This window comes from Rhodococcus sp. NPDC055112, from assembly GCF_053607505.1.
The window spans coordinates 1-8750 of sequence record NZ_JBSGTR010000104.1; the positions used below are offsets into that span (position 1 = coordinate 1).

Genomic DNA, 8750 nt, shown 5'->3' on the forward strand with positions numbered 1-8750 from the left:
GTCCATGCGCCTGTTCGTGCGCGCCTGAGCACGCATCCGACACGACGAACGGGCGGTTCCCGGGAAACGCGCTCGGCGTTTGCTCCGGGAACCGCCCGTTCGTCGATATCTACGACACCGGCCGGGCGAAGAAGATCGCCCGGCTCGGCGACGCCCCGATCAGGGGTGCCGGTGGCTCACCTGAGAGAGCGGCAGTAGAGGGCATCCGGGTGGCCGCCGCGACGGTCGTTGTAGGAGAAGGCGATCCCGGCGGCGTACTCGTCGGCATCGCACTGCGCCTTGTAGTAGCCGCTCCCATAGTCGCCGCCCTCACCCGACGCGGGGCGTGCGTCCTGGTGGTCGTCCCACAGGGTGCGACCGGCGCCGGCCAGCGGAATGCGACCCGGTGCGCAGAGGATCGCCGACATGGCGTCGCTGCGCAGGCTGTAGCCCATCATGAACTGCCCCTCGGCGCACTGATACTTGGTGAAGCCCTGGGCCCAGTCGGTGGTCACCAGTTCCTTTGCGAACACGGTCGCCTCGGTGCCGGGCCTCCACAGATCACCCTCGGTCGCGTCGGTGCACAGCCCGCGCACCCCCCCGCTGGCGATACCGATCAGGCGCTGATCGTCCGGGCAGGCCACCTTGCGGGCACCAGCATCCCAGTCGTTGGCGGCGCGCAGGGAGGCGTTGTCGTCACCGTGTGCCCCATAGAGCATGGACCAACTGCGAACCGGATCGGTCTGTCCCGTCATGCCGCCCGCGGACAAGAGCCGGCGCAGGTGCGGACCGCGCCAGTCATCCGAGTCGTAGACGCTGCGCCTGCTGCCGTCGGTGTCGTAGCGCAGCAGGCCCCAGTCGTTGCCCTTGTCGTCTTTCTGGAAGCCGACGATGGGCCAATAGGCGAAGTCCAGGTCCCGCTCGATCAGGTAGTCGACCATGTTCGGGAACCAGTCCTTGTCCGCGCCTTCGGCACCCTTGCCGATGCCGAACTCACTGACCCACACCGGTGCGGTGAAATGCTGGTCCGGCGTCGTGGCCACATAGCCGGCCAGCTCATCCATCGCCCTGAACACATCCTCGCGCGACATGTCGCGGAAGCGGGGGTTATGGGTTTCGCCCAACCCCGACGCTCCGGTGTGGTTCGGCCCGATGAAGCCATAGAAGTGGGCCGCGTAGACCAGCTTGTGCGAGCGCACCAGCGTTGCCGAATTCACCCTCACCGGCTTCAAGATCGGGCGTTCGTGCGGGAAGCCGTCCAACGGAATGCCCTGCCAGTTGAGGCCCTCGATCATGATGAGCAGATTCGGGTTGGCGTCCTTCAGGATCCGGTTGCCCGCCAGTTCGGCGGCTGCTTCCCAGTCTTGATTGTCGCCCCGCCCCCAGTTCGGGTCGTTCCAGGTGGTGCGCCGCACCTCGTTGCGCAGGTCGGCGCCGACGACGCCCAGATCGTTCTTGTACCGCTCGGCCAGGAACACCCAGTCGTTCGCCCATTGTTCAGTGCTCTGACCCGAATTCCAGAACTCGTTGCCGTCCAGACCACAGCACCACCGAGAGGACGTGGAGTGATTGTTGAGAATGACTGCCAGGCCGGCGCCGGTCAGCGCATGGACCGCATTGTCGTACACCTCGAGCGGCGTCAGTCCGTTCAGCCCCGGGTTGGCGGTCAGCCCCTTCACCGGCCGGGTGTCGTGGATCATCTGGTTGGAGAACGGCAGCCGGATGCTGTTCAGGCCGAGGGCCTTGAAGTCGTGGATGATCGTCTCCATCGGCACCCGGTCCAGTCCGAGTGGTGCGCGGTGCCCCACCTCCTCGGCGTTGTTGTTGGCCGGGTCGTCGTCGTCTCCGCTGCCATTCCAGGTGCCGTTGGATCCGTGCCAGTTGCCGGACTTCAGCTTTACCCGGTTTCCGCTTGCGTCGACGATGTAGCGACCGCTGGTGCTCAGCGGGCCACGCAGGTCACCTGCCACGGGACCGCCGGGGTTGCCGGGATCGACGGGACCGCCGGGATCGACAGGACCTCCGGGATCGCCGGGTTTCACGCTGCCGCTCGACGAGCCGGAGTCCGAGCTGCCGAATCCACCCGGAGCCGCTCCCGCCGCCGGGGCGAGCTGGACTGCCGGAGCAATGAGCAATCCGACCGTCAGGAGGAATGCGGCCGTCGCTCTCACCGGACACCGCCATCGAAGCCGTCGTCACGATTGGCCAGCTGTACAGCGTGGCCTCCAACCGAAGGGGTCAACTCATTCTCCTCATCTCGGGGCGCGAACGCGGCGCAACGCCTCTACAGCAGGTTGTTGCCTCCATGACCTCCAATGGACGCGGCGATCGCGGCCTGGAGGTACGCGGATCTCGTACTTCAACATGAGCGCTGCGTGGGGTGTGGTTCACCTCGCGCCGCGGAAGCCTAGAGCGCCCGGCCCGAGATGTCTCAGAATGTTTAACACTTCAATCTGGCCGATTGACAAGCACAGATTGTCAATCGATGACTCGGGGCCACGCCGCCGTGGTCGAGGAGTTCATGCGCCTGTTCGTGCGCACCTGACCCGCATCCAACACGACGAACGGGCGGTTCCCGGGAAACGCACTCGGCGTTTGCTCCGGGAACCGCCCGTTCGTCGATACCTACGACACCGACCGGGCGAAAAAAGATCGCCCGGCTCGGCGACGCCCGATCACGGGTGCCGTCGGCTCACCTCAGCGAGCGGCAATAGAGGGCATCCGGGCGGCCGCCGCCACTGCGGAACGCGATCCCGGCGGCATACTCGTCGGCATCGCATTGCGCCTTGCTGTATCCGCTCGCATAGTCGCCGCCCTCACCCGATGCGGGGCGGGCGTCCCCGCGGTCGTCCCACAGGGTGCGGCCGGGTGCGCCCACCGGAACGAGCCCTTGTGCGCAGAGGATCGCCGACAGGTTGTCGCCGTGCAGGCTGTAGCCGATCATGAACTGCCCGTCGGAGCACTGGTACTTGGTATAGCCCGGGGCCCAGTCGGTGGTCGGCTGTTCGTGGGAGACCATGGTCGCTTCGGTGCCGGGCGTCCACAGATCGCCCTGGGTCGCGTCGGTGCACAGCCCGCGCTGCCCCTTGTTACTGATACCGACCAGGCGCTGGTCGTCCGGGCAGGCCAGCTTGCGGGCACCGGGGTCCCAGTCGTCGGCAGCGCGCAGGGAGGCGTTGTCGTCACTGTTTGGCCCGTAGAGCATGGACCAACTGCGAACCGGGTCGGTCTGTCCCGTCATGCCACCCGCGGACAGGAGCCGGCGCACGTGCGGACCGCGCCAGTCATCCGAGTCGAAGACGCTGTGCCTGCTGCCGTCGGTGTCGTAACGCAGCAGGGACCAGTCGTCCTGGTCGTCATGCCGGAAGCTGACGATGGGCCACCAGGCGAAGTCCAGGTCCCGATCGATCAGGTAGTCGATCATGTTCTCGAACCAGGCCTTGTCCTTGCCTTTGTCGCCCTTGCTGCCGTCGAACTCGCTGATCCACACCGGTGCGGTGAAATGCTGGTCCGATGTCGTGGCCACATAGCCGGCCAGTTCGTCCATCGCCCTGAACTGGTCCTCGCGCGACAGGTCGCGGAAACGGGGGTCATGGGTTTCGCCCATCCCCGACGCGCCGGTGTGGTTCGGCCCGATGAAGCCGTAGAAGTGGGCCGCGTAGACCAGCTTGTGCGAGCGCACCAGCGTTACCGAATTCACCCTCACCGGCTTCAGGATCGGGCGTTCGTGCGGAAAGCCGTCCAACGGGATGCCCTGCCAGTTGAGGCCCTCGATCATGATGAGCAGATTCGGGTTGGCGTCCTTCAGGATCCGGTTGCCCGCCAGTTCGGCGGCGGCTTCCCAGTCGGTATTGTTGCCCCACCCCCAGTTCGGGTCATACAAGGAGTCGCGCCGCACCTCGTTGCGCAGGTCGGCTCCGACGACGCCCGGATCGTTCTTGTACCGCTCGGCCAGGAACACCCAGTCGTTCACCCATGCCTCGGTGCTCTGACCCGAATTCCAGAACTCGTTGCCGTCCAGACCACAGCACCACCGAGTGGACGTGGAGTGATTGTTGAGAATGACGGCCAGGCCGGCTCCGGTCAGCGCATGGACCGCATTGTCGTACACCTCGAGTGGCGTCAGTCCGTTCAGCCCCGGGTTGGCGGTCAGCCCCTGCACCGGCCGGGTGTCACGGATCATCTGGTTGGAGAACGGCAGCCGGACACTGTTCAGGCCAAGGGCCTTGAAGTCGTGGACGAGCGTCTCCATCGGCACCCGGTCCAGTCCGAGTGGTGCGCGGTGCCCCACCTCTTGGTACCTGTTGTTGGCCGGGTCCTCGTCGTCCCCCTTGCCCTCCCAGGTGCCGTTGGCTCCGTGCCAGTTGCCGGACTTCAGCTTCACCCGGTTTCCGCTTGCGTCGACGATGTAGCGACCACTGGTGCTCAACGGACCACGCAGGTTACCTGTCACGGGACCGCCGGGATTGCCGGGATCGACGGGACCTCCGGGATCGACGGGGCCACCGGGTTTCACGCTGCCGCTCGACGAGCCGGAGTCCGAGCTACCGAACCCACCCGGAGCCGCTCCCGCCGCCGGCGCGAGCTGGACCGCCGGAGCGATGAGCAATCCGACCGTAAGGACGAGTGCGGCCGTCGCTCTCACCGGACACCGCCATCAAAGCCATCGTCACGATCGGCCACCGCCACAGCGGGGCCTCCAACCGAAGGGATCAACTCATTCTCCTCATCTCGGGGCGCGAACGCGGCACAACGCCTCTACAGCAGGCTGTTGCTCCCATGACCTCCAACGGACGCGGCGAATGCGGCCTGGAAGTACGCGGATCTCGTGCTGGGAGGGCGTGCCCACCGGCAGGCGAGCTGTCCGGTCCGGTCCGAGCTGTTTGCTCTACCAGCGAAAATCCGATTCAACATGAGCGCTACGCGGGGTGTGGTTCACCTCACGCGGCGGTAGCGTAGAGCGCTCGGCCCGAGATGTCTCAAAATTTTCAACACTTCGATCTGGCCGATTGACAGGCCTCAAATGTCAATCGACCAGCTCGTCGCTGCCCGCGACGCGCCCGAGCCCAGTCCCCGATGGGATGATGACCCGCGTGCCGATGCCCTCACCGCTACCCGTCAAGAACGGGGTCGGACCGACGCGGCTGCGCGTCCCGACGTCCGGGCCGTGGGCGACGATCGCCGAGTACGTCGTCGCGAGGTTCGACCACCTGGACGCGGGTGACCTGTACCGGCGATTCGACGCCGGCGAGATCGTGGGCACCGACGGCCGTCCGGTCGGCCGCGGCACGGTGCTGGGCGCGCACCCGTTCGTCTGGTACCACCGCGACCTGCCGATCGAGGACACGGTGCCGTTCCACGAGGAGATCCTGCACATCGACGACCACCTCGTCGTGATCGACAAGCCGCACTTCCTCCCCACCACCCCGAGCGGGCGCTACCTGCGCGAGTCGGCACTCGTCCGATTGCGGGTCCGCCTCGACAACCCGGACCTGGCACCGATCCATCGGCTCGACCGCGGGACCGCGGGCCTGGTGATGTTCTCGGCCCGCCCCGCGACGCGCGGCGCCTACCAGTCGCTGTTCGAGAAGCGGCGGGTCGCGAAGGTCTACGAGGCGGTGTCGGCGCGACCGCCCGGGTGGGACGCGGACGCACCGGCGCTCGGCGGTCGGGCCGTGCCCCTCGTCTACCGCAACCACATCGAGGCTCGGCGCGGCGAGTTGCGGGTCGTCGTCGACGACGTCCGTGAGCCCAACGCCGAGACGGCGGTCGAAGTACGAGGGACCGGCGTGAGCGCCTCCGGACGTGCGGTGCTGCACACGGTCCTGCGTCCGCACACCGGACGGATGCACCAGTTGCGGGTGCATCTGGCGGCGCTCGGAGTGGGGATCCTGGGCGACCGGCGATATCCCGATCTGCTGCCCGAGGCGCCGGACGATCATTCCCTTCCACTCCAACTACTGGCGCGGGAACTGGAATTCATCGATCCGCTGTCGGGCATGCCGCGACGGTTCGTCACCCGCCGGACGTTGAGCGAGGCACCCGCGCCTGGACGCTGAGCGGGCGCTACCCCGAGTTTGTCGGTACCGCTCGATATAATCGAACACATGAGCGAACCGGGGCTAGGGGGCGAGGCGCTCACGGCCGCCGTGGTGGAACGGTGGGTTCGGCTGCTCACCGACACGGACGGCCCGGACGAGCAGTCCGAGCGCATCGATCTGCTCCGAGCCCTCGAACGCCTCACCTGCGCCGCGGCCGGCCTTCAGGCCCAGGTCACCTCCGAGTTTGCGACGCAACAACGCCGCACATCCACCGATGCGGGAGTGGCACGCGAACGTCGGGATCGGGGCATCGCCTCGCAGATCGCGTTTGCCCGCCGCGAGTCCCCGCACCGCGGCGGTATCCACCTCGGCCTGGCCACCGCGCTTACCTCTGAACTCCCACACACCCTCGGTGCGCTACGTGGAGGACGGATCACCGAGTGGCGGGCGACCCAGATCGCACGTGAAACCGCCTGCCTCTCAATCCAAGACCGAGCCGAGATCGACCGGAGGCTCGCCGCCGATCCCGAACGGCTCGAGAACATGAGCGACAAGGAGGCCGTCGCCACCGCACGGCAGATGGCATACGAGGCGGACAAGCAGATCTGGGTCCGGCGAAGGGCGCAGGCGCATGCCGATCGGCGGGTATCGATCCGCCCCGCCCCTGACACGATGGCCTACGTGACGGCACTGCTCCCCATGGCGGAGGGCGTCGCCTGCCACGCCACCCTCGTAGCAGCGGCCGCGTCGGCAACCGCCATGGGCGACCAGCGGACCCGGGGGCAGATCATGGCGGACACCCTCGTCGCCCGCATCGCCACCGCATCGACCGACACCGCCGCGCCTGCGATGCCGGTTCGAGTGCACCTGACGGTGTCCGATCGCACGCTGTTCGGTGGCGGCGACGAGGCGGCACACGTCCGCGGCTACGGCCCGATCCCCGCAGACGTGGCACGCGATCTCGTCGACGCCGCCGCGACGGCCAGTGTCGCCGAACTTCGCCGGGTGTACACGCGGCCGGACACCGGCGCGGTAATCGCCCTGGACCGCAGCACCCGCCTGTTCCCGGCCTCCCTGGCCGAGTTGATCCGGGTCCGCGACCCCGGCTGCCGAACACCCTGGTGCGATGCACCCGTGCGACACATCGACCACATCCGTCCCGCCGCCGACGGCGGACCCACCACGTTCGAGAACGGCCAGGGACTGCGCGAGGCGTGCAACTACGCCAAGCAGGCACCCGGATGGAACGCCGAGACGCTCGACTTCCCCGGGCGGCAGGCATCGCGTCCGCATCACCACCCCCACCGGACACATCCACCACAGTCTCGCTCCCCCGGCACCGAGGCCGGCGGTCGCGTGACGCTGAGGGTTGCAACGAGCAGCTGGATGAACGGCTCACTCAGCTAAGGCTGCGGTGGCGGACCCACACATCTCCGACCAAACTTCTGGGACTTCTATTACCAGCGCAGCCAACAGCTTTCACTGAACACAGTTGATGGGGTGGCGCCGCTGTGCGGTGCCACCCCATCAACTCACTTCGGGACACAACCTAGTTGGTGCGGACCTTCAGGCCGGGGTTTTCCGCGAGGATCATGTTGATCGAGGTCCCGTACAGCTCCTTGTTGGGGACGCCCTCACATTCCCAGGCGTTGGTGCCGGTCGTGATGCCGATCGCCTTGGTGCCGGACACGATGGCTCCACCGCTGTCGCCAGGGATCACACAGACCTTCGCGGTGAAACCCCTGGGGTCGGCGGCGGTGATGGGGCCGCAGGTCCAGCCGGTGGTTTCGCCGGACTTGCACGCCGGCGCCCCGATCACGGCATCTGCGGTGCCGGTGATCGGCACCGGGTCCCCGCCGTAGGTGCTGACGAAGTTGTTCTGGAAACGCTTGGCGACGGTGTCATCGATCTTGATCAACCCGTAGTCAGGGCCGTTACCGTAGAGCGCCTTATCGAATTCGCCGACGTAGTTTCTCGCGTAGAACACTCGCGTGGCGTTCACCCGGCCCGCGTTTTCGCGGTGCTGGTCACAGTGTCCGGCGGTGATGCTCACGGCGTTGCCGTCACCGTCGGTGCCGTTGAAACCGAACGAGCAGGGGTCTTCGGCGGTCTCGCCGGAGCGGTAGCCCTCGCCACCCATGACGGCGTCGGCCGGCGGCTTGGGCGTGGTGGTGGTGGGCGCGGTCGTTGTGACGGTGACCTGTTGGGTGGTGGTGGATCCGGTGACGCCATCACGGCCGGAGAAGGTGGCCTTCATGGTCACCTTGCCTGCGGTCTTGGGTGGGGTCCACTGCTTGGTGGCGGTGCCGTCGGCGCCGACCGGCACCACTTCGTGGTAGTGGTCGGTCTCGAATGTGACGGTGCCGCCCGCTGCTGCGGGCTTGACCTTCGCCTTCAGCGTGATCGCCTTGCCGCCGGCGGTGGCTCCCTTGACGGTGTCGAGGGCGATCGTGGAGGCAACGGTGGTGCTGTCGGCCTTGGCGACGGTGACCTGCTGGCTGGTGGTGGATCCGGTGGCGCCGTCGCGGCCGGAGAAGGTGGCGGTGACGGTGATGTTGCCTGCGGTTTCGGGCGACCAGTCCGCGATGGCGGTGCCGTCTTCGCCGACATCTCCGATACCGAGGAGGCCGAGGTCGTCCGCGAATTCGATGGTGCCGCCCGCTGCTGCGGGGTTGACCTTCGCGGTGAGGGTGATGATCTTGCCGACCTTCGCTCCGGTGATGGAATTGA

General features: G+C 67.1%; 5 protein-coding genes. 2 read left to right on the forward strand and 3 right to left on the reverse strand.

The features are described 5' to 3' along the window. Window positions 1-176 precede the first annotated feature (176 nt). Both ACWFRB_RS25960 and ACWFRB_RS25965 read right to left on the reverse strand, forming a co-directional pair. The gene (locus tag ACWFRB_RS25960) at window positions 177-1748 is read right to left on the reverse strand and encodes a glycoside hydrolase family 5 protein (RefSeq protein ID WP_452644154.1); all 1572 of its coding nucleotides are present in this window, start codon (window positions 1746-1748) and stop codon (window positions 177-179) included. Window positions 1749-2671: 923 nt separating this feature from the next. Further along, the gene (locus ACWFRB_RS25965) at window positions 2672-4231 is read right to left on the reverse strand and encodes a glycoside hydrolase family 5 protein (protein ID WP_452644156.1); all 1560 of its coding nucleotides are present in this window, start codon (window positions 4229-4231) and stop codon (window positions 2672-2674) included. An 829-nt stretch (window positions 4232-5060) separates the two neighbouring features. Between ACWFRB_RS25965 and ACWFRB_RS25970 the strand changes: the two genes are divergently transcribed. Next, window positions 5061-6038, forward strand: a complete 978-nt coding sequence (locus ACWFRB_RS25970; RefSeq protein WP_452644158.1) for a pseudouridine synthase — start codon at window positions 5061-5063, stop codon at window positions 6036-6038. Between the two features lie 48 nt (window positions 6039-6086). After that, window positions 6087-7427, forward strand: a complete 1341-nt coding sequence (locus ACWFRB_RS25975) for an HNH endonuclease (RefSeq protein WP_452644160.1) — start codon at window positions 6087-6089, stop codon at window positions 7425-7427. A gap of 142 nt (window positions 7428-7569) precedes the next feature. Here ACWFRB_RS25975 and ACWFRB_RS25980 read toward each other — a convergent pair. Next, window positions 7570-8750 (reverse strand): Ig-like domain repeat protein (locus ACWFRB_RS25980; RefSeq protein ID WP_452644162.1); only part of this gene is annotated, 1181 nt, incomplete at its 5' end.